This is a genomic window from Sphaerospermopsis torques-reginae ITEP-024, from assembly GCF_019598945.1.
GTDB lineage: Bacteria > Cyanobacteriota > Cyanobacteriia > Cyanobacteriales > Nostocaceae > Sphaerospermopsis.
In genome coordinates this window covers 3,325,504-3,347,045 of the sequence record NZ_CP080598.1, presented here as the reverse complement: position 1 = coordinate 3,347,045, position 21,542 = coordinate 3,325,504, and the positions used below count along the sequence as shown (strand labels likewise).

16 protein-coding genes and 3 pseudogenes are annotated in these 21,542 nt (G+C 37.8%); 8 read left to right on the top strand and 11 right to left on the bottom strand.

The features are described from left to right. Nucleotides 1–112 precede the first annotated feature (112 nt). Nucleotides 113–1,438 (bottom strand): dihydrolipoamide acetyltransferase family protein, encoded by a 1,326-nt coding sequence (locus tag K2F26_RS15570; RefSeq protein ID WP_220608555.1) that lies wholly within the window; start codon nt 1,436–1,438, stop codon nt 113–115. Nucleotides 1,439–1,866: 428 nt separating this feature from the next. On the opposite strand from K2F26_RS15570, the gene K2F26_RS15565 reads away from it, so the two are divergent. After that, nucleotides 1,867–2,400: a hypothetical protein gene (locus K2F26_RS15565; protein WP_220608554.1), complete on the top strand. Its 534-nt coding sequence runs from the start codon at nt 1,867–1,869 to the stop codon at nt 2,398–2,400. Between the two features lie 124 nt (nt 2,401–2,524). On the opposite strand, the gene K2F26_RS15560 is transcribed toward K2F26_RS15565, so the two are convergent. Together K2F26_RS15560 and K2F26_RS15555 are read right to left on the bottom strand one after the other, a co-directional pair. Further along, nucleotides 2,525–2,974, bottom strand: a complete 450-nt coding sequence (locus K2F26_RS15560) for a YlqD family protein (RefSeq protein ID WP_220608553.1) — start codon at nt 2,972–2,974, stop codon at nt 2,525–2,527. A 38-nt stretch (nt 2,975–3,012) separates the two neighbouring features. Further along, nucleotides 3,013–5,013, bottom strand: coding sequence for an AMP-dependent synthetase/ligase (locus tag K2F26_RS15555; protein WP_220608552.1), 2,001 nt, complete (start codon nt 5,011–5,013; stop codon nt 3,013–3,015). 824 nt (nt 5,014–5,837) lie between these two features. On the opposite strand from K2F26_RS15555, the gene K2F26_RS15550 reads away from it, so the two are divergent. Next, nucleotides 5,838–6,026 (top strand): hypothetical protein, encoded by a 189-nt coding sequence (locus K2F26_RS15550; protein WP_220608551.1) that lies wholly within the window; start codon nt 5,838–5,840, stop codon nt 6,024–6,026. A 390-nt stretch (nt 6,027–6,416) separates the two neighbouring features. Here K2F26_RS15550 and recQ read toward each other — a convergent pair whose 3' ends face one another. Next, a complete protein-coding gene (gene recQ / locus K2F26_RS15545) occupies nt 6,417–8,561 on the bottom strand; it encodes a DNA helicase RecQ (RefSeq protein ID WP_220608550.1) in 2,145 nt (714 codons plus the stop codon). A 411-nt stretch (nt 8,562–8,972) separates the two neighbouring features. Between recQ and K2F26_RS15540 the strand changes: the two are divergent. From K2F26_RS15540 to K2F26_RS15535, 3 genes and pseudogenes are all read left to right on the top strand, one after another. Then, nucleotides 8,973–9,227, top strand: a pseudogene (locus K2F26_RS15540) (DUF29 family protein); the annotation flags it as partial. A 455-nt stretch (nt 9,228–9,682) separates the two neighbouring features. Next, entirely contained in the window at nt 9,683–9,817 is a 135-nt protein-coding gene (locus tag K2F26_RS25210; protein ID WP_302850023.1) for a hypothetical protein, read from the top strand. 58 nt (nt 9,818–9,875) lie between these two features. Continuing rightward, entirely contained in the window at nt 9,876–10,157 is a 282-nt protein-coding gene (locus K2F26_RS15535) for a DUF427 domain-containing protein (RefSeq protein ID WP_220608548.1), read from the top strand. 256 nt (nt 10,158–10,413) lie between these two features. Here the strand turns inward: K2F26_RS15535 and K2F26_RS15530 are convergent, their stop codons facing one another. After that, nucleotides 10,414–10,857 (bottom strand): TOBE domain-containing protein, encoded by a 444-nt coding sequence (locus tag K2F26_RS15530; protein ID WP_187038387.1) that lies wholly within the window; start codon nt 10,855–10,857, stop codon nt 10,414–10,416. A gap of 175 nt (nt 10,858–11,032) precedes the next feature. Between K2F26_RS15530 and K2F26_RS15525 the strand changes: the two genes are divergently transcribed. Both K2F26_RS15525 and K2F26_RS15520 read left to right on the top strand, forming a co-directional pair. Then, on the top strand, nt 11,033–11,884 hold the full coding sequence (locus tag K2F26_RS15525) for a DUF72 domain-containing protein (protein WP_220608547.1): 852 nt from the start codon (nt 11,033–11,035) through the stop codon (nt 11,882–11,884). 225 nt (nt 11,885–12,109) lie between these two features. Continuing rightward, a complete protein-coding gene (locus tag K2F26_RS15520) occupies nt 12,110–12,895 on the top strand; it encodes an Rpn family recombination-promoting nuclease/putative transposase (RefSeq protein WP_220608546.1) in 786 nt (261 codons plus the stop codon). A 109-nt stretch (nt 12,896–13,004) separates the two neighbouring features. On the opposite strand, the gene K2F26_RS15515 is transcribed toward K2F26_RS15520, so the two are convergent. The 4 genes from K2F26_RS15515 to K2F26_RS15500 form a co-directional block, all read right to left on the bottom strand. Continuing rightward, a complete protein-coding gene (locus K2F26_RS15515) occupies nt 13,005–14,513 on the bottom strand; it encodes a hydroxysqualene dehydroxylase (RefSeq protein ID WP_220608545.1) in 1,509 nt (502 codons plus the stop codon). Nucleotides 14,514–14,770: 257 nt separating this feature from the next. Next, nucleotides 14,771–15,340, bottom strand: coding sequence for a pentapeptide repeat-containing protein (locus K2F26_RS15510; protein ID WP_220608544.1), 570 nt, complete (start codon nt 15,338–15,340; stop codon nt 14,771–14,773). 608 nt (nt 15,341–15,948) lie between these two features. Further along, the gene (gene rbp / locus K2F26_RS15505; protein WP_220608543.1) at nt 15,949–16,230 is read right to left on the bottom strand and encodes an RNA-binding regulator; all 282 of its coding nucleotides are present in this window, start codon (nt 16,228–16,230) and stop codon (nt 15,949–15,951) included. A gap of 364 nt (nt 16,231–16,594) precedes the next feature. Then, the gene (locus K2F26_RS15500) at nt 16,595–16,813 is read right to left on the bottom strand and encodes a ssl0294 family protein (RefSeq protein ID WP_220608542.1); all 219 of its coding nucleotides are present in this window, start codon (nt 16,811–16,813) and stop codon (nt 16,595–16,597) included. A gap of 163 nt (nt 16,814–16,976) precedes the next feature. On the opposite strand from K2F26_RS15500, the gene K2F26_RS15495 reads away from it, so the two are divergent. Beyond that, nucleotides 16,977–17,810 carry a DUF3598 family protein gene (locus K2F26_RS15495; RefSeq protein WP_220608541.1) on the top strand — a complete coding sequence of 278 codons (834 nt, stop codon included), beginning with the start codon at nt 16,977–16,979 and terminating at the stop codon, nt 17,808–17,810. A gap of 133 nt (nt 17,811–17,943) precedes the next feature. Here K2F26_RS15495 and nrdJ (K2F26_RS15490) read toward each other — a convergent pair. Together nrdJ (K2F26_RS15490) and nrdJ (K2F26_RS15485) are read right to left on the bottom strand one after the other, a co-directional pair. Then, a pseudogene (gene nrdJ, locus K2F26_RS15490) lies at nt 17,944–19,983 on the bottom strand (ribonucleoside-triphosphate reductase, adenosylcobalamin-dependent); the annotation flags it as partial. Nucleotides 19,984–20,229: 246 nt separating this feature from the next. After that, nucleotides 20,230–21,456: pseudogene (gene nrdJ / locus K2F26_RS15485) on the bottom strand (ribonucleoside-triphosphate reductase, adenosylcobalamin-dependent); the annotation flags it as partial. Between the last annotated feature and the right edge of the window lie 86 nt (nt 21,457–21,542).

Genomic DNA, 21,542 nt, shown 5'->3' with positions numbered 1-21,542 from the left:
GGATCACTATAAAAAAACTTGGAATTTAAAAAAACTTGGAATTTAAAAAAACTTGGAATTTAAAAAAACTCCAAGTCTGAAATTAAGATTTATTGGTTTTTAGATTTTTTCCTTACAGTGTCAAAGATTGAGGGTTGGTTTCAATCAATTTTGCCAAATCTTGCAAGAATGCAGCCGCATGAGCGCCGTAAATAATACGATGGTCACAGGTGATGTTAACCTTCATTTGTTGACGTACACCAAATAAACCATCTGGGGTAGCGACAACTTGGGGACGAGCAGCGGCGATCGCTAAAATTGAACCTTGTCCTGGTGGTAAAATCGCATCAAAGGTATCAACACCAAACATTCCCAAATTAGACAGAGTAAATGTACCAGTGCTATATTCCTCTGGTTGTAGTTGTTTCGCTCTCGCTCTGTCTACCAAAGATTTCCAGTTGCGTGAGAGAGAATAGATATCTACCTGATCGGCATTTTGTAACACTGGTGTAATCAAACCACCATCATCCATTGCCACAGCGACGGAAACATTGATATTGGAATGATAAACAATACCTTGATCTGAATAACTGGCGTTAAGTAAAGGATGTTTTTGTAATGTCACCGCTACAGCTTTCGCTAATAGCGCCGTCATGGTGACACCTTTAGATTTAATTTGTTTGTAAAGTTTATCTAATCCATCAGTGGTAATAGTATAACCAACATGGAATGTAGGTACTGCTAGGCTGGCCATCATATTACGTACCACTGCATTTTGCAGAGTAGTGAATGGTACGACTTGACCAGGAACGGCCGCAGCAACTGGGGCAGGTGCTGGTGCTGGTTTTGCGGGCGCGGGTGCGGGTGCGGGCGCTGGTGCTGGTGCTGGTGTCGTTGCAATGGGAGTAATAGCCGGGGTAGTAGGTTGGGGAACTTTACCAACAGCAACTTCCACATCTTCAGCGACAATGCGACCGTAAGGACCACTGCCTTTAAGGTTATTTAAATCAACTCTTAATTCTTTCGCCAACTTGCGAGCGCGGGGCGAAGCTACTAACCGTCCTTCCCGATGGTTTGAGCCATTTTGAGAAGCTGTTGCAGGTGCGGCCACGGTTGCAGCAGCGGCCACGGGTACAGGTGCGGGTGCGGATGCAGGTGCGGCTTCAGCCACAGCACTACCACCACCAGCCATAGCCTTAGCGGCTTCTATTTCTGCTTCTGTTTCGGCAACGTAAGCGATCGCCGCACCAACAGGGGCAGTTTCACCAGCTTGGACAATGATATGAGCGAGAAACCCTTCATAGAAAGTTTCCACATCCATATCAGCCTTATCTGACTCGACAACCACCACTGTTTCGCCTTTTTCCACTTTATCCCCCGGCGACTTCACCCAAGAGACTATCTTTCCCTCAGTCATGGTGGAACTCAGCGCCGGCATAAATACTTCATGAATGCTCATAATGGTGGTTTCAGAATCAATAATTTTATGGACTTTAACAAATGTCGCCAGATCGAATTGTATCTTGCTACGAGAATTTTGGAGCAATTGATTGGGGACTCTTGACTGGGGACTCTTGACTGGGGACTCTTGACTCTTGACTGGTGACTGGTGACTGGTGACTGGTGACTGGGTAATCAATTTTATTTTTCCCAATTATCAATTATCAATTATCAATTATCAATTACCAATGCCAATTGGAACTCAAAACAAAGGTAGATGTCTATAAATAAAGTAATCATTGATAGTTCGTCAATAGCTACCAAGATTGCTATATATATTCCATGCTCCTCACCACTCCTTCACACACAAAACCTGCTCATCAGCAGTTGCTAGGGGTGAGAGTTAAATCTAAAACTCTTGGAAATTTCCCTTTCAATACTATTATTATGTCTGCAAAGCTCAAATTTCTTTTAATTTTGACACTCAGCATCTTTGCCACTGCTGCTGGGGTTTATGTGATGCAGCGACAGCCTTCTGCCTTGATGGCTGGAACTGCTAATGGACAACAGCAGCAGTTGTCTGTAGAACAAGATTCATCAGCATTGCTGGCTACTCCTGAACGTTCTTATTATACAACTATTCCTTTAGAAAGTATCAATTCTATTCTCCAAGGCAGTGATCCTGCTACCTTGGCTTTGAACATTCTGTATGATGTGAAAACCTTACAGGGAAAGCCGCAAGTAGAGGTAGCTTATCCCCAACCGAACCAAGCTTTAGTGACAATTACAAAACTCAATCCAGTAAAAAATAATTCAGTTAATTCAGTAAGTGCAATTAAATATCGAGTAGAGATGAGCCGCTTTGGGCGATCGCTCTTGGTTAGTTCACCCCCAGTCTGGGAAATTATCTGGGCTGGCTCCCAAGTACAATGTTTCTCCAAAAGTCCAACCCAGAATAATGTTACTCAAAACTGTGATTAGTAGGTGACAGGTGACAGGTGACAGGTGACAGGTGACAGGTGACAGAAGGCAAATATTTCTCCCCATCTCCCCATCCCCCCATCTTACTGTTCCCTGTTCCCTGTTCCCTGTTCCCTGTTAATAACTAAACATCTCCGCGAATTTCCTCGACTACGCCATCTCTGAGTACAATTTCAACCTGCATTTTACTAATGAGGTTGTCTCCGGTTTCTATTTTGAAAAAGCCTTCCATTTGAAACTGGTTGACTTCTTGATCTAACTCCAGATACTGCACTTGCTGAAGGTTTTGTAGTAGTTGGTTTTTTTGCTCTAGCAGTTCACTTTTCTTTTGATTAACCTGAAGTTGGATATTGTCAATTTGTTGCAGGGTTTGGGGTCCTGGTGGTTGTAAACTCTGTTTTTGTATGGCGGTTATTGCTCTTTGTCCTTCAATATCTAGCTGTTGCAGTTGCTGATCTAGTTGATTGATCTGCGCTTGCAATTGCTCTTGTACTTCCTCTTTCCAAAGAGGAGTAACAATAGCTTTGACGTTAACAACGCGCTTTAAAAGCAATTGAGGGTTGAATACATCCATAAAAATTTCACGTTCACTCTGATGGTTTGCAAGTGGAGTTATTTGGCAAACATTCCGTCAATAATATCTCGATATCGTTCCATGACAACGTGACGACGAATTTTTAAAGTTTGTGTCATCATGCCATTTTCAATGGAAAAAGGTTCGAGAATTAGTGTGAATGGTCCAATTCTGTCATCGGCTCTGTAACCTGGACGGTTTTTGACTTCCCGATTCAATTCCTGCCGATATAAATCCTGGATTATTTTACTCTCTAAGTCAATTTTTTGACTGGTCGAGCCAGTATGATCATCTTGGGTGCTTAATTTCAAATTCTGACTTTCTGCCCATTTTTCTAAGGCTTCCAGGTTGGGAACAATTAAAGCTCCTAGACTGCGCTCGTCTTGTCCCACGAGCATAATTTGATCAATATAGGGCGATCGCAAACAAGCATCTTCTATCGGTTGCGGTTCGATGTTTTCCCCATTGGTCAAAACAATTGTATCTTTAGCCCTACCAGTTAGCACCAAATCATTTTGGGGTGTCACCCAACCGAGATCACCACTATCAAACCAACCTTCCGCATCTATGACTTTTTTTGTCGCTTCAGGATTTTTGTAATATCCTTGCATCACTTGTGGTCCTTTGAGCAACACCAAACCTCGTTTTCCTACTGGTAGGGGCTGTCTCGTTTCTGGATCAACTATTTTAACTTCTGTTCCCGGTATTGGTTGCCCTGATGAACCCCGCAAATTTCGCCACGGCCGACGCGCATTTGTCACTGGTGAGGTTTCTGTTAAACCATACCCTTGTAAAATCTCTACCCCAATAATTTCAAAAAAGTTATCTATATGTCTGGGTAGCGCCCCACCACCACTAATGACTTGTTTTATTCTGCCCCCTGTGGCTTCTCGCACTTTAGCATAAACCAATTTTTCTCCCAGTGCTTGAAACGGTGACAAGGCTAATTCTACTATTTTCGCCCCTATTCGCTCCATATCTGAGGCATTGACATGATCTAAACTCAATCCCTGGGCAATGCGTCGCGCTGTGATATATTTCTGGCTCATGTCCAGTAAAAATTTAATCAGCTTTTGTTTATTAGCTGGCTGACTCCGAAACTGTTTTTGCACTCCTTCATAAATTGATTCCCACAACCGGGGTACAGCAATCATGAAATTAGGTTTAAATTCTTTCAGGTCTTCTTTAACTGAACGTAAGTTTGTATAAACTTGTGTACAACCTTGAGAAAGTAAAAAATATTCTCCACTGCGTTCATAACTATGCCATGTGGGTAAAATGCTCAGGACTATATCTCCTGGTTGTGGTTGAACTATAGTTCCCAATGTCTTGACTTGGTGCAGCAAATTTTTATGAGAAAGCATCACACCTTTAGGTTTGCCTGTAGTCCCAGAGGTATAAATTAAGGTTGCCAAGGCATCACCGCTGGGTTTATCTGCTACTAAAGTTTGGTTACTACCAATGTCTAGTAATTGGGTAAAATTCACCACTTGATAATTTTCTGCTGTAGGTGGTGTTTCATCAGAAAGTAAGACTACCAATTTAATGGGTAAGTCTTGCAAACCTGCTTCTAGTTTTTTGAATGTCTTGATATCTTCAACTACCAGCGCCGTACTACCACTATTGGCGATAATATATAGTAATTCTTCCCTTTCAGCTTGGGCGCTACGCACTGCGTTTACTGCTCCCGCAGTCATGATCCCTTGATCAGCAATAAACCAGCGTGGACTGTTATCTGCTATCAGGGAAATGCGTTGTCCAGTGCTAGATGTTTCATCCTCGCCTATATTCACCCCTAAAACCTGCAAACCCGCTGCAAATCTTTGAATTTGTAAGGATAGCTGAGAATAGGTAATCTTTACTTCGGGTTTTGCGTGGGGGTTATGCAAAGCAACAATATTACCAAATTTCCTGGCAGCCAAAGTCCATATTTCTGGCAACGACTCAACATTTGTGTAATCTGCCAAACTTTGCAATGCTCGGTATTCTCGCTCAGTGACGTTGGATAAAAAAGAGGAATCAGGTTGTATTTTTGACATAGCACTTAGTTGTTTAGTAAATTTGTGATTTTTCTAATAACAGTGTTAGATATCAGCTTTCCTGACTGTGTATGACAGTAGCACAATTTCAACAGTTCTATTGACCAAACTTTATGCTAAACTAAATTTATATAGATTAAATGCAATGGTTCTGTTTTTGTATAGTTCCATGTATTTTACTTTGTAATTTATGCAATGACCAAATAATTCATCGTTACTAATTCGTAATTCTTAATTCTCTCAAACCTATTTCCATAAGTCGAAAAACCAGGTTGCTCTACAGTCTAGAGATGATGAATTATGAATTATTACTGCCTAATTTCTCAAGGAGGTGATTACCTATCGGTGTATTTGAGGCATTATTAATTACTATCATCAATGCTTTTGCTTGTCTAGCTTTGCCCAAGTTTCTATCTATGCTGTCTTCTTGCAAAACCAAACTACCTAAACCTTCACTGATAGATTCTAGGTTGAATACAGCTAAAGTAGAAATTACGAGTTTTCCCTATTGTACAGTTTACCATTTGACTGGTAGCCAATTTTGTAAATTTAGCCCTCAATTTTGTTCTCAGTGTTCTCCTGGTTGGGGAGAATAAATAGCTGATTTAGCTTATTTGGGTTGGGGAAAGGTTAAAGGTTTTTGCTTTTTCCTTTACCTCTTCCTCTGAATTTTAAGTTTTTTAAATTTATAATTAGTTATGTAAAGTATTTGATTTATTTATATACAACAAAAGAAATTCAAAATCGAATAATTGCCCTAAGATCAAAGTTATAGTTCATACTAGATAAGACCAGCAACCAAGTTTCACAAGGGAGAATGATCTATGAGTTTAATAGATGGCATACTTATAACTTTGTTAAATACGGTTGTCTGTTTGGTTTTACCTAAATTTTTATCTATAATTCTTCCTACCCAAAAGACGCAAATAAATCAGGAAGAAGAGAAGATGAATATTTCTCCATCAGCTACATCAGAACCTATTCCAGAAATTCCCAGTTTTTCATTAAGATAGGCGACTGTGGATTAAATTAGTGGTGAAGATAAAAAACAGCGTATTTTATCTGATTGAGGTACAGCTTTGGCCAACAAGATTCCCATACCAAAAGAGTTTCAAGATTCAACGTTGTGCCTCATTTACCTGAAATACTGGGAGCATCCCAAATGTGTAAATTTATTTTGATCTAGGGAAATAAAATGCTACAAGACTTGATATGATTGAACCGCAAAGGACGCAAAGGACACAAAGATAAGAGATTGTGAGAGATTTTTTAGTGTTGCTGCATTCATTTTTTCAAAATTGGGATGCTCCCGAAATACTCTGTGAAATAGTAATTTCAGGAATAGGATGTTTCTTAGTCTGAATATACCTAGACTTCATCGAAAGATTTTAACTGAATCACCGCTATTTTTTATTTTCTTTGCGCCATCTAGCTCTAACTAAACGAATTTCATCAAAACTATAACTTTCTCCTAAATATTCCCTAATGGGAGTTAAAGAAATATCACCTAAAACATCTATAACTTGCCAAATTTTCTTTTGTCGCTCAAAAGGTACTAATAAATTTAAATCTACAGGTTGATTTTTTTCGATCAAATCTGAGAGATGACGGATAATAGTAGAAGTTCTCACATTACGCTTTTCGGCAATTTCTTGAATGCTAAAACCTTGTTGATATAATTCAAATGTAGTTGATTCCGTATCAGTTGGATAGTGATCAGTATTTTTGGGTGGTGGAAAAGTTTGTTCTTGACAATGGGATTGAATTACTGATAAAAACTTTTCCCCATATTGACTGACTTTATAACTAACTACACCATCCAAATTAGCAAATTCTTCTAAAGTTTTAGGTTTGACTTGTGCCATTAATTTTAAAGTCGAATCTTGAAAAATCATATAAGGCGGAAAACCCTGTTCATCGGCGATTTGTTTCCGCAAAGTTCGCAACCTGTTCATTAAAAGTTCTACATCTAAAGCTTTGCTATTAACATCTACTACATTTAATCTTTGAGCAACAGGAACAGCAATAGAAACCGGGCGTTGTTTTCGCATCACTTCCCAACTCAAAGCATTAAGTTTTAACACCGAATAACCATCATTAGTTTGTTCTAATAAACCTTGATGTAAAAGGGATCTTCCTAACATTCGCCACTCATCTACAGTTTTATCTTTACCGATACCATAGGTAGATAATTGATCATGTTTATTCAGGGCAATTTTTTGAGTTTTCGCACCTCGTAACACATCAATAATATAACTCATGCCATATCTTTCTTTACATCTTGCTACACAAGATAAAAACTTCATTGCTTCAATAGTCCAATCTTGTACAGGTTTGGGATAACGACAATTATCACAATTACCACAATTTCCGGGAAATCTTTCCCCAAAATAACCTAATTGAATAGTACGTCTACAGTCTGTTCCTTCAGCATAATCTATGACTTGTCTGAGTTGTTGTTTTGCAATTAATTGTTCTTGAGTATCGGTTTTTTGGTTAATACTCCATTCAATAGTTTTTACATCTCCAAAACTAAAAAATAAAGTACACCGTGAGGGTTCACCATCCCTTCCTGCACGTCCTGATTCTTGATAATAACTTTCTAAATTTCTCGGTAAATCTGAGTGAATTACAAACCGCACATCAGGTTTATTAATACCCATACCAAAAGCAATAGTCGCTACCATTACCCGCACATCATCCCGAATAAATTTAGTTTGATTTTTGCTTCTTTCATCATCAGTTAAACCTGCATGATAGGGTAAAGCAACTACTTTATCATTTTGTAATTTAACAGTTAGTTCATCAACTTTTTTTCGGGTTAAACAATAGATAATTCCTGAACCTTCATTTTCTCTGACTATTTCTAATATTTCTGCATAAGAACGACTGCTTTTAGGACGCACTTCATAATAAAGATTTTGGCGGTTAAAACTGGCAATATGAATACTAGGTTGCTTTAATCCTAATTGTTGAATAATATCTGCTCTCACCCTATCTGTAGCAGTGGCAGTTAAAGCCATCGTTGGCACATTCACAAAACGTTTTTTTAATAATATTAATTGCCGATATTCTGGGCGGAAATCATGACCCCATTCAGACACACAATGAGCTTCATCAATAACAAAGTTAGCCAGACCAATTTTTTCTTTAACTACCTCTAAAAGCGGTAAAAATCTTTCACTAATTAACCGTTCTGGAGCAACATATAATAATTTAACTTTACCAGTCATAATCGCTTCTTCACGGGAGCGAACTTGATAACTGTTAAGACTACTATTAATAAAAGTGGCGGCAATATTATTATTTTTCAGTGCTTCCACTTGGTCTTGCATTAATGCTATTAATGGTGATACAACCACTGTTAAACCTGGTTTTAAAAGTGCAGGTAATTGAAAACACAAAGACTTACCCCCACCTGTGGGCATGACTACCATTAAATCACGATTTTGCAGGGCATCTTCGATAACTTGTCTTTGTCCAGGACGAAAATGGTCATAACCAAAGTAATTTTTTAAATATTTTTCTAGTTGGGGATACTGAAGCATGGTAAATGTGTGTGTGGAGTTTGTTCACGCAGGGATAAAGATATAAAAATTTTAACTCACGCTGGTTACACAACGGGGAATAGTGGCTATAATTATAAACTAGGATTGTCTGAATCAGGATTTCCAGGATTTTAGGATGTACAGGATGAATTTGAAATTGTCTGAATCAGGATTTCCAGGATTTTAGGATGTACAGGATGCAATACTGTTAGGTTAAGGATTTTTGTAGGTTGGGTTGAACAAAGTGAAACCCAACAAATGTCTATAAATGTTGGGTTATGCCTTCGGCACACTGCGTGAACGTTCCTCAACCCAACCTACAGAATTTTATTTTTTAGGCTTAACCGAAAAGTATTGTAACAGGATGAGGTTGAGGATTTTATTATAAGTTAGCATTTCTAGGAAATAATTATGACCCAAGAATTAATAGATTTAAGGCAAAGTATCTTAAAAGGGCGTTATGATGATGCTTTGGAAATGATTGATGATTTGGAGGAGATGAGTAAACAGGCATTTTTGCAAAAAATAGAAGCTTTTTTATTGAGGTTGGTTATTCACTTGATTAAAAATCAAATTGAACAGCGTTTAACTAATTCTTGGATTGCGTCTATTTCTGATTCTGTGATTCAAATTGCTAAATTGAATGTTAAAGATAATCAAAAGTCTTAGAGGTTGTTTGAAAAGTTTTAGATGGTGACTTTAGATACTTGCAGATCCCCCCTAACCCCCCTTAATAAGGGGGTAACTAGAGTCAAAGTCCCCCTTTTTAAGGGGGATATAGGGGGATCTGAAAATGTTTGATACATCATGAGAGACTTTTAAAACATCCTCTTATTATATTAAAGCTGATGAATGGCGAGAATTATTAGCAGAAGCGGTAGAAATGGCGATTCGTCCAGCGAGTTCGGAGATTTTTGGCGGGACTTTAAAACCAAGTCAAGTTTCCGGGAGCATCCCAATTTTGAAAAAATAATCGCAGCAACACTAAAAAATCTCTTAAACTCTCTTAGCTTTGCGTCCTTTGCGTCCTTTGCGGTTCAATCATATCAAGCCTTGGATCATTTTTACCGTTAGAACAAAATAAATTTACACATTTGGGATGCTCCCAAGTTTACCAAAGATTGAATCGAGAAGATTTGATTGATTTTGCTGAAAATATTTTACAGTTAATTTATCAATATCAGCCTAAAGAGTTGGCAAATATGATTGATGATTATTTGGCAAAGTTGCCAGGTGGTGAAGATTGGTTTGAGTAATTTTCCGTTGTGGGTAAGGTACAATATATATTGTTAACTTTTTTTTTCAATCCTCACTATGAAAGCAACTTGGAATGGCGCTATTTTAGCCGAAAGCGATAAAACCGTAGTCGTAGAAGGAAACCATTACTTTCCTGCTGACGCTATTAACAAACAATATTTCAAAGACAGTGATACTCACACCACTTGTTCTTGGAAAGGAGTTGCGAGTTACTACACCATTGAAGTAGATGGACAAGTTAATAAAGATGCAGCTTGGTACTATCCCAGCACCAAAGAGAAAGCAAAAAATATAGAAGGTTATATTGCTTTCTGGAAAGGTGTGAAGGTGACAGAGTAAAATAATATTGTAGTGAGGACTTTAGTCCTCCAAATTATTAGGGCAGAGTAAAATAATATTGTAGTGAGGACTTTAGTCCTCCAAATTATTAGGGCAGAGTAAAATAATATTGTAGTGAGGAATTTAGTCCTCCAAATTATTAGGGCTAAAGCCCTAACTACAGAATAAAATGATATTGTTTTCATGTAGAACCTACCCACATTATAGGTTTAAGCTGATTGCTGATTACTGATAGCTGATTGCTGAAGGCTTACATTTAATCCTTAGCAATCACAATATCATTAGACTTAATTACAGCATAAGCTTCTGCACCTTCAACTAATCCTAATTCCTCTGCGGATACTTTAGTAATGATTGAAGTTAATTCAACTTTATGCACAATTTCTAAAGTTATTTCACTGTTAACCGTTCCCGTAGTGACTCGTTTAACTACTCCTTTTAAAACATTACGAGAACTAACTTTTAATGGTTTCTTGGGAATAATATTTTCTATCTCAACATTCTGGGTTTCTACTTTCTGTTGGGGGGTTGGTTGTGATATTGTGGGTGCAGATGCAGCAGGTTTTTGATTTAACCCCCGCACCAGTTCCCGCAAAATCTCAGTTTTAGTGCGCTGAGAATGCTGACAGAACTCTTCTAAAATCTTCCGTTCTTCCTCTGAGGTTTGGAATGTTACCCAACCTTGTTCTTTTCTGGGCATAAGTTTACCAAAAATATACCAATTTATTTGGTACTCATTATTATAGAATCTTGATACAATCCTAGCAGGTAGTGGCAAAAATTAATCATCAAACATCATCAAACATCATTAAATCCCATACCTAGTTATAGAATTAAAGAAAATAAGATATTATTTGGTTTTGTGAACTGGTTTTGTGAGATTTTTCATCGGTTGTGCAGTTTGGGCTTATAAAGGTTGGGTGGGCGAACTTTATCCCCCTGGAACTCGCACCACGGACTTTTTACATCTTTACAGTCGTCGTTTTACCACGGTAGAAGGTAATACCACTTTTTACGCTGTTCCTAACCCGGAAACTGTTACCCGTTGGGTGACAGAAACACCTCCGGGGTTTGAGTTTTGCTTAAAGTTACCGCGAGATATTACCCATCAAAAATTACTGCAACCTCATATTCCTAAAGCTTTGGCATTTTTAGAGAGGATGCAACCATTAGGTAAGCGTTTGGGTCCTATGTTTGCCCAACTACCACCTACTTACTCACCTGCGTTACTGGATGATTTGCAGACATTCCTGGAAGCATGGCCACGTCAAGATGTACCTTTAGCATTAGAGGTGAGACATGGTGACTGGTTTAAAGAACCTCATCTGAGTAATTTGACAACTTTGTTAGAAAATTTAGGGGTTGGTAGAGTTTTATTAGATACTCGTCCTGTGTATTCTGGGGAAGATGATCCACAATTAACATCAGAAAGGCGTAAACCACAATTACCAGTACAATTTTCTGTTACTGCCAATTTTACATTAATTAGATTTATTTCTCATCCCCGTTTATCTATGAATGAGCAATTTATGAATGAATGGGTGACATATATTAAAAAGTGGTTATCAGAGGGAATTAAAATTTATTTGTTTGTACATTGTCCTACAGAAGATATGTCTCCTAATAATGCTCGTTATTTTCAACAATTATTAGAGGAAAATGGTGTAGAAGTTCCGCCTTTACCTTGGAATAATCTTAGTAATAGTAATCAATTGAGTTTATGGTAAGTAGGTGACAGTAAACAGGTGACAGGTGACAGATCATAGGAATGAAAGCTAATATTAAATCTGTATGATAGATTGTTTAGTATAGCCAGAGATGCGCTAAATTCAGAAGTCAATATATCTGACGAAATATTGATAACAAAAAATCCTGTCTATCCTTAAATCCTGGATATCCTGATTCTGACAAATTAGCATATCATAATAATAAAAATTAAATCACCCAAATTTATGTATGACAACATCTGCAAATTCCTTGCTGAAAACTACAAAGATGATTTAGTGACATGGTTACTTGGTTCACCCATAGAACTCACAAAACTTAGCCCCACTGAATTATCAAACGAACCAATCAGAGCAGATTCATTAATTTTACTACAATCTAATCAATTAATTCTGCACAGTGAATTTCAAACCGATCCCGATAAAGATATTCCTTTTAGAATGACAGATTATCGGATCAGGGGTTATCGGCGGTTTCCTGATAAAGAAATGCGTCAAATAGTGGTATATCTGAGAAAAACAGATTCAGAATTAGTCTACCAAAACAGTTTTAGACTCAGTAAAACATACCACGAATTTGAAGTAATTCGACTTTGGGAACAACCAACCGAGAAATTTATGAATCTTCCCGGTTTATTACCCTTTGCGGTGCTAAGTCAGACAAAAGAACCTACAATGGTATTAAACGAAGTAGCAAAAGCTGTTGAAACCATTACAGATCCAAGGTTACAAAGAAATATAGCTGCTGCTAGTAGCATTTTAGCAGGGTTAGTATTAGATAAACAAGTGATCAGGAAGATTTTCAGGAGTGAAATTATGCGCGAGTCTGTAATTTACCAAGAAATTCTGGAAGAAGGTAAAGCTGAAGGTAAAGCTGAAGGTAAAGCTGAAAAAGCTAGGAATGTAGCAATCAATTTACTAAGAATTGGTATGAGTTTACCACAAATTGCTCAAGTTACGGAGTTATCTCTTGAGCAAGTTGAGGCTTTGCAAAGACAAATTCAAGAATCATAATTGATACTCAGATCCCCGACTTCTGTAATTAATTCCAAATTATGGATATGATAATAAAAGAAGTCAGGGATCTAATTTAGCAGTTAGCAAAATCAGCAAAATTAGCAAATTAAGGCAACCAAAAATCAGGTAAAATTGATTTACCAAGATAGCGGATATTTTGATTGATATTTCTCATCATCTGTATATGATTCTCGTCTGTTTCCACTGGTAAAATATGGGCTTTTTTCCCAGTTCCTAAATATTCAATTGCTAAATTTGCAGCTTCCAAACCTGTCACAAAGGCTTTTTCCTGTGACCATGAACCGTGACGGTTAATAATCCAATCACCACTCATAAATACATTATTCAAACTGGTTTTAGCAGGTAACATATTCTGATAACTACCAGGTGAAAAATGTGTAACTGCATTTGCTAAACGAATCACACTACTATCAATTACTTTTGCTTCTTTAAATCCTGGTACACAAGTTGCTAAATATCCTTGAACTATTCTGACAATTTCCTCATCACTTAAATGTAAAAATTGATTGGCATGATAAAAGTCAACTTCTACTACTGTCTCGGTTTGATTTTTATATTCATCATGCAAAGCATTCAAATCAAAAAATGTCCATCCGGTTGTATTATCAAATCCAAAACAAGCATTAGAAGGACGAGGAATATTTATTTTTTTATCAAACCATAGGCGAGTTGCTAATACATCTATTGCGCCTAAATTGCTGATATTTCTAAATTCTGCATAATTTTGTAAACTAGGACTATTAGCAACAATTTTTTTCATTCCTGTAATTCCTACAGAAAAAATCACGGCATCAGCATCAAAGACTTGATCACCACAAACTACACTTTTCACCTGATTATTACCACCGACAATTACATCTGTAACTCGATGTTTAGCTAAAACTTTTGCTCCTAATTTTTCTATCTTCTGCACCCAAGGACGAAATATTTTTTTGCCTACTGTTCCCCGACACCAAACTACATCAAAATCTGGTTGATGGGCAAGGATAAAATAATATAACATTCCTAAAGTTGCTGCTGCTGAACATTGTTCACCGGGGGCAAATAAACCTACTAATAACATTGGTTCAAATGCTTCTTTATAAAGTCTGGCGGAAACACCAAAAGTTTTGAATAATTCACGGGCGGTTATATAATCATATCTTTGCCAAGCATCATGAGAATTATCAAAATCAATTAAGCTATAAAGTAAAGGTAAGGCACTCAAACGATCAATTAATGGTAATCTTTGAAATTGCGGATAAATAAAAGTTCCTAATGGTGTGGGTAGTCTGGGTAAATCTTGAAAAATTGGTGATTCAACTTCTAAACCTGCGGGGGAATATTGAGCAGAACGAGTCCAAGTTGTAAAGGGGTTTATTTCTAATTCATTGATGAGAGAAAATATATTTCTGTAAGGATACCAAAAGCCATGAATACCGGCTTCTACAGATTTTCCTGCTGAGGTTTGCCAACCTGCAACCAGTCCACCTGGATATGGTCCTGCTTCTAGAAGGGTGACATCATAACCTTGTTTAGCTAAATGATAGGTTGCTCCTAAACCCGCCCAACCAGCACCGATAACTACTACCCGTTTTTGTTGTAATTCTGACATTTTTGCACCCATGTTTTTCTGTACAGATAGTTAAGCTGTTGTGCATTTAATTTGCATAAGTTTAACAGGCAAGATGCCTGTTCCACAAGAGCTAAGAATATTAGGATTATACAATTTAGCTGCGTAACAGCTTATCATATCGGTTTGAGCAGGGAATAGGGAAAGAAAATTTTAGATTTTAGATTTTAGATTTTAGATTTTAGATTGGAATTTGCAAAAACAATCCAAAATCCAAAATTATTCCTCTTGTCTCTTCATTAACTATGAAGACTGCCATCGGGCATAATAGCACCTGTTAAAAAAGCTTCACTCATATCTGTGGCGTTTAAATTAGCTCTAGTCAAATTTACCTCACACAGATTAGCTTCACTTAAGTCAGCACCGGTTAAATTTGCGCCTTGTAAATCTGCTTTCCACATCCGCACACCTCCCATTTTTGCACCACTTAAGTTTGCACCTTGTAAGTTGGCGGCTGTGATTGATGCTTGATGTAAATTAGCATCACATAAATCTGCACCACTTAATAAAGCTCCACTGAGGTCTGATTCATTCAAATGGGCATTTGTTAGTATAGCTTGAGTTAAATCAGCACCACAGAGAATCACTTCCGATAAATGTGCGTTTTCTAGTGTTGCACCTCTGAGATTTGCTTTACTTAAATTTGCTCCACTCAAAGATGCTGCGGTGAGGTTTGCACCTCTGAGGTCTGCTCTACCAAAGTCTATACCACCCAAGTTAGCTCCTTGTAGGTTTGCGGAAGGTAATGCAATACCGTTAAAGCTTCTTTCTCCTCTGGCATACCTAGTTAATAGTTCTTGAATATCCATAGTTTTGAGTTATTTGTACTTAGTTGGAAGATTTAATTTGTATTTGGCGAAAATTTATTTAAGAAAAATACAAAAATAAATACAATTATTAAAACTAAAATCTCAAATATATTAACTATTTTAGTGACCTCAAATTGATCAATATAATAATGCTACCGATAGCATTTATATTGGGAGCATCCGAATTTTGCCAACATAAATGTAGCAACATCAAAAGTTTGAGTCTTTATACCTTGCATGAAGTAGCCATACTGACTCATGAGGGCAATAAACAGGAAAGAGGTAATAGAAAGTGTTGAGAAATCATTGAGGATGACTATATATATAGTACCTATAAAAAAATCACTTTTCCACAAATGATAAAAATATGTTAGGATTTGTCACGAATATCAAACAAGTTGAGGGACTTTATGCGGAAATTTTTGCTGGAATTATCAGCACTGAATCTTCTATAAAAAACCGACTAGTCTTAACATTTGTCTCCAATGAATCTCTAGTCGGGCATAATTATATAGCGTTGTGTGATTGGCAATTGTTTCTAGCTGAATTTTAGCGATCGCTTACTTGCATAAATAGAAACAATCTGCTAAGATAAAACTTCTATATTATTAATATTCTTTTTTAGACCAACTACCTCGTCGATCATCCTCTCGTGGTTTTGCTTTATTCACTCTTAGTTGACGACCCATCCATTCTGCACCGTCCAATTCTCTGATAGCAGCATCTTCCTCTGCATCTTCGTTCATGTCAACAAAAGCAAATCCGCGCATCCTTCCGGTTTCGCGGTCAGTAGGTAAAACAACTCTTTTGACCTCGCCATAATCAGCAAACACGGCTCTTAAGTCTGCTTCGGTTGCGCGGTAAGAGAGATTTCCAACGTAGATAGTCATTATGAGTCACGTAATTTTCAACAAAAAGCGATAGTTCAGATGGAAACTAGAACTCAGCAAATTTTCAGCATTGTTCACGTTGCCCTTGATTCATTTATGGCCAAAATTGTAGGAGATTAGTCATTAAGTATACTATTCCACTACTCAAGCAGCCACCAGACTGAACATACCCATCTGTTAATTATGATAACTGATCATGACATTTTCCAAAGTATGAGAATTTACAAAGAACTATAATATAAAGTTATATGCTTTTATTTATTGGATAATTTAACAGAATTTATGGCTCACAAAATGCGGTAATCTAATTACATTTTAGCAATTAAAAACCGTTAACGTTGAAATGTTAACGGTTTATAATTGATTAATCAATTGAAATTTGTTGAGGACCGGAGGTTTTGCCATTCTGGACTTGAGTGGCTGTTTTGGGGAAGTTGGCTGAAGTAATATGTTGATCTAGCCAAGTTTTTACAGGATCATCAGCTAGGTTAAGTCGGAGGACACCAGAAACAAACCCACCCATAAATGAGACTGGATGCTGGGCAAGTTCTTTAAATAGAGGCGATAATTCACTAATAAACATTACACTCTCCAAGTATTGCCGTAAAAAAATTATTAATTCTTCATCAATTTTAACAGATCCCGGGTAATAAGTGACAATCAACAAATTTAATAATATTGAGATGTATAATAGTTATGATTTTTTAAATCCACAACAAGTTAATTGAATTTGAATTTATTAAGCTATGACAAGCAACTGGGAAAACTTTCTTAAAAATATAGGCGAGTGGCGGGGTTCATTTACTCAAATATCCCCCCAGGGAGAAATATTAAAATCTACGCCTAGCATTTTAAACTTAGAAGGTATTGATAATAATCAAGCTGTACTGTTTAGATTACGTCGTTTTGATGCTAGTGGTTATGATAGTTTTCCCATTCACGATTATCAACAGGAATACCGTTCTTTAGCCAAAGAGAACATATTTTTTAACACAGGTGCATTTTCCAAAGGAACATTACAACTAGCACCGTTTACAGAATTTGGTGCAGAATATGGCTTTATAGATGAAAATAGGCGATCGCGTTTAGTGCAATTATATGACAAACAAGGAAACTTTAGTAATTTAACCTTAATTAGAGAATTTAGAACTGGTACAGAAGCCAAAGAAAGACCACCATTAACAGTAGAACAACTAATTGGTAAATGGGAAGGTCAAGCGCACACAGTATATTCAGACCTCAGACCCTCAGAAACAAATACCAGTTATTTAGAAATCAAAGAAATAGACAATGGATATTTAGAACATCAACTTTCATTTGCAGGTCAAAATATTAGTTCAAAAGCCAAGATAGCAGGTAATAAACTAATATTTGAACAAGAGAGAAATATCAGAGAAATCTTATTATTACCCGATGGAATTTCTAGTAATTTTCCCGTAAAACTAGAACTAAGAAAACCCCTTTTTGTAGAAGCAGGTTGGTTAGTGAGAGACAACGAAAGACAAAGATTAATTCGTACTTACAACCAAACAGGAGAATGGGTAAGTTCAACTCATGTGATTGAAATTAAAAATATTTAGAGAACAGGGAACAGAAGGCAAAAGAAAAGATAAATATTCTCTCTGTGTCCTCTGTGTCTGGAGTGGTTCGTAAAAAAAATAATTAGGAATAAACCACGAAGACACGAAGGACACGAAGAAAATAACTTACCTATTATGTAGGCGCTTGTTCAGGGAACATACACTTATCAGAGTCACAACCGCTAGGTCCTGCTTCTGACATCTCCCCTAAATCATAACGACTCAAAGCACCACAAAAATCATCTGTTTTACGTCTTGCTTTCACCTCAGCAGATAAACGCTCATAAGTCGCTTTGTCTATGGGTTCAAAGGGTAAACGGGGGAAGGTTTGAATGTCATCAAACCGCGCTAACAACGCTGCGGAAATGTAACCTTCATCATTTTTCACCGCTTCATAAATGCGTGTACCCAAAGGTTCAACTTCTTCAGAACGTAATTCTAAAGTCGCTGAGGTGTTATGAGTGGTGTAGTATTTCTGCACCTGCATGACAAAATCTAACTGTGCCAATACAGAAAACTTGGATACATCAATTACATCTGCTCCTGGTAAATCTGCCCAAGAGACAGCAACGGGTATTTCTACCAACCATTCTGTACAACGGTTATCAAACGGATCATTTAACAAGTTACCGTTTTCATCTTTATCCGATTGAGAAGGTATGACATTATACCCATAATCTATACAAGCCAATGCCACTGGGTCATTTTTACGCAAAGTGATCCGCCGGATGAATCTTTGCGCTTTGGGGGGATGCCAACCAGGAGAAGCACCACTTAAAAGAGATTTAGTACCTGCTGGTTGCACCGTAGTACAACGGTTGGGGCGTTTAATTCCGTGTTTATCGCAATATTCCCAAACAGCGTTATGTACTATTTCTCTCCACTTGCTCAGGTATTTTTGCTCACCGCGTTTAAATATAAGTCCTTCAGGGGTTTCAGGTCGTCCTTGTTCCCACCAGCGTAACCAGTCCACACCAAAAGTATGAACAAAGAAGTCAAATAAACCGGTAAAGGAAACGCCGACGATGGGATCAAGTTCCCGACTATATTGATAGCGGGGTTCTTGGAAGTGATGGTTTAACAGTGCAGCAACAGATAAAGCACCGGCTTTAAATGCTTCTTCTTGTTCTTTGTAGTTGTCGGGATCGAGTTGGTTTAAGTGTATTTCAGAAAGATTACAGTTTCCAGTTAAGGTATTACCAAACACACCTTTATGATATTCCGGCTCATTAAAGCAGTAAGTATCATGTAATCCTGGTAGTTGTTCCACACTTTTCACAACTTGCCATTTACCTTTATGTTTGGCTGGTTTACCTTTGCTCACATCCAAACGCTGACAAGGAATTTCACCACAGTCAGTTATTTGTAAGTAGTATAAATCTCTACTTCTGATACCGTAGTTTGTGACTGCTCCTTTATGAGCGCAAAGGTTAAGAGATGAACGAATACCGCATTTAGTCAGTAGTAACTGCACTCGGTAAGCTCGGTCATAGTCAGAGATATAGATTCTAATACCATTGCTGCTAGTATTTGAACCATCTGTATCTGCTAAACCAGCAATAAAATGTAAGATGGCTTGACGCTTCCACCCTGCTATGACATTTAGTGCTTCTGGGTTGGTTTTAAGGCTTTTCAGAAATTCACCAGAAAAACCTAAATCTGTAACGTCTGTAAATGCTGGTAAGTAGTCATACTCTCTGATGGGAGATTTATTTCCTGCTAGAGATAAAACGGCTTTTTCTTCATATAGCCTAACTTTGGCTTGATTTTTTTGATCTGTTGTTCCGTCTCCTACTGCTACCCCTAAAGTATAGGCATAGTTGACATCAATATCTATTCCATCTTCGTACTCAATAGTAAATGGTTCTGTGTGGATAGCATAGTTACTTGTATCCATTAGGTCTTTTGTTTGCACTTCTTTGTAATTTTTGCCGAATCTGTCTTTAACAAAGAAGCGGTGATACTCAGTGGCATCTAAATATGTACCGTCTGCAAAACGCACACGATAGAGAACGCGAGAACTGCCAGTTTTGAATGGTTGTACCTGACTCCAGTTTTTACCATTCCAAATCTCAATATCACATCCTACAACGTCTTTAATTTTGTGCATTCCATCTTTTGTGATGAGTAGGGTATCACCACTAACACAGTGGAAATTAGCACCAATTATTTCCAGTTTTGTTATCCTAAAGGCTCTTTATCCTTTAGTTCTAGTGCTTTAATTCGCACTAGCTCGGAGTACATTTTCTACAGTTTACTGTAGTCCGGCACTCGTGGAAGTCTTTTATTCTCCTGGGAGGTTCAACTTCTACTCTCTACGGTGTTACAGGTTCTTTAGTTCCTGTAATTACCTCGGCATTAGCATCTCAGCTTTCACCGATTTTGCCGGATTTTTTACGTGAGGCAAGTATAATTAAATACCACACGGGTTTAAGCCGTAGCGGCCTAAACGATGTTCTAATTCTTGTTCATCAATGTTTGGGTGATGTTCTTTTATCCATGCTTTAGCTTTTCCTTGTTCGTAAGCTTGCAAGAAGTCTTTTTTCAGTTCTGGGGTGTTGAGTAAATCAATATTAGCCCTAGCTACTGCTTCACCAGCCCATTGAATTGCACCTTCACCACTGTAATATTGCTTTTGCACTGCGGCAATAGATTCTTCTAGGGTGGGTTTGCGGTGAAATACTCTTGTGTGGTTGGCCATACGCAAAGCATCACGTTCTGGATCTATGCGCCAGTTTCCTCCTGCGTCTTGTTGCCAGAGGTTATCTTTTGCTGTTGCTCCTTGTTGGTCTTCTGCGATGAATTGACGCATACCCGCGCTTCTACGTATATTTCCTGCGACAATTGATACAGCCGCTTCATCAATCAATAAACAGCATTCAACAGAGGTTAACTGTCTACCTAAAGCCTTATTCAGAATAGAGGCGCAGCGTTCATATAAACCAGGTAATTTTACTGGGTTAGCAACACCACCAAAACCTTTCAGGGTTTCACCGGACTGACGCACATCGCTAATGTCTACAATTACCTGAACTTCATCGGTGAAACGTTCATCGGTGGAAAGTTCTAACAAGGTTTGATAGGACTGTACCCAACCTTCCCGACTGTCGCCAACGTGAATATTTACAGTATTATCTTTAACAACTACCTCTGTAAATTCTCGACGTTGTTCTATAGGTGTGTTACCGACTTCACCTGTAATGGTGACATTTAAACGGTTACGGATAGGGGGCAGTTGATTAATATACTTAGGTTCAATAATAGCACCTGTACCACAACCCATCATGGCCAAGTCCATCATCAAACCAAAGGCTTTCCAATCAGTTAAGTTTGTGGAAGTACAATTATAAGCACCAGAAAAGTTTTTAGATTTTTTTAACCATTCTGTGCCACCAACCCACAACCAGCGGCCACTGGGTAGGGCTTTCATGTTGCGTTGCATTTTATCTAAGAGGGCGACTTCTTCGGGGGTAAGTTTGCCCAATTCGACTAAACCTTGTAAAGTGCGATCGCATACCTCATCCCAGGATTCTCTTAAACCTGCTGGTGTACGACGGCTGTAAGTTCTGAAAAACACAGGATTAGCTGCTGGGGCAGTTTCGGGAAAAGATGCACTCTGGCGTTGACGTTGCAGTTCTTGAACCATAGTTCGGTTTTGTTTCTGACTAACAGATTAAGACTATAACGCCAAGTAGTTGTAGTATGAAAGATTGCTAAATTTGCCACTTTGTG